Origin of the sequence: Caldicellulosiruptor sp. F32 (assembly GCF_000404025.1) — a bacterium.
In the GTDB taxonomy this organism is placed as follows: domain Bacteria; phylum Bacillota; class Thermoanaerobacteria; order Caldicellulosiruptorales; family Caldicellulosiruptoraceae; genus Caldicellulosiruptor; species Caldicellulosiruptor saccharolyticus.
Genome location: NZ_APGP01000020.1, coordinates 1 through 1,067, shown reverse-complemented (window position 1 = coordinate 1,067; position 1,067 = coordinate 1). Strand labels below are relative to the sequence as shown.

The 1,067-nt window shown below is 31.6% G+C and carries 1 protein-coding gene and 1 pseudogene; both read left to right on the top strand.

All coding sequences use genetic code 11. The features are described from left to right. Nucleotides 1–344: pseudogene (locus H964_RS12750) on the top strand (two-component sensor histidine kinase); the annotation flags it as partial. Further along, nucleotides 331–1,067: sensor histidine kinase (locus H964_RS01595; RefSeq protein WP_237738162.1), on the top strand; the 737-nt coding region annotated here is incomplete at its 3' end. The pseudogene H964_RS12750 and the gene H964_RS01595, both read left to right, overlap by 14 nt.

Genomic DNA, 1,067 nt, shown 5'->3' with positions numbered 1-1,067 from the left:
AAAAAGTTGTATCATTATATACTAAAGTAACAGATTTGGTAGGTAATTTGATAGGAATAATTGAGGTTAACATGAAGGTTGATGAATTTTTTGCAAATGAACTTTCAAGAGAAAGCAGCAATTCAGTTACAATTGCGTTGTCACAAAGTGGCGAGGTAATTTTGAGCAAACAAACGCCAATTTTTCTCAAGAGGCTAAACATAGACACAAAAAAACTTATACAAATTTTAAAACAAAAAAGCAAGGCCGAGGCAGAAGATGGAATAGTTCATTTAAAAATTAACAAAAATTCTAGCTGCTTTTGTATATTCTCATATTCCTGTATTAGGAGTGACCATTTATAAGCTAATTTTGTTTGATGAACTTTCAAACAAGATAAATAGAATAACTTTCCAGATGCTTGCTCAGGTGCTTGTTTTAATTATTGCCTCTTCTGCTCTCATTTTTATCCTGATTACTTTAATTCTTAAAAAGTTAAGACAGGTTATCCTCAGTATGAGGGCTGTTGAAAATGGCAATTTTGACGTTTCTATCGATGTTAAAGGCGATGACGAGATAGATGAACTTGCTCTGCACTTTTTAAACATGGTTGAAAGATTAAAGATATTAATAGGTGAGACTGTAAGAAGAGAGGTTGCCCAGAAAGATGCGCAGATAAAGGCTTTGCAATCACAGATAAATGCACATTTTATTTATAACGTCCTCGAAAATATAAAAATGATGGCTGAATATGCCGAAAACTACGACGTTTCAGATGCAATAACAAAACTTGGAAAAATGATGAGATACAATATGAACTGGAAAAGAAAGTTTGTTACATTGAAGGAAGAGATAGAAAATATTCAAAATTATATAGCGCTTATGAATATCAGGTATGACAAGGAGATAAAGTTACTTGTAAATGTAGATGATGAGATTTTGAATTATGAAGTACCTAAATTGATTTTGCAGCCAATAATTGAAAATGCAATAAATTATGGGATTGAACCAAAAGGTGAAGGTGGCAATATTTTTATAGATGCAAGTGTGATTGGAGAATTTGTTGTAATTTCAATTTTAGATGATGG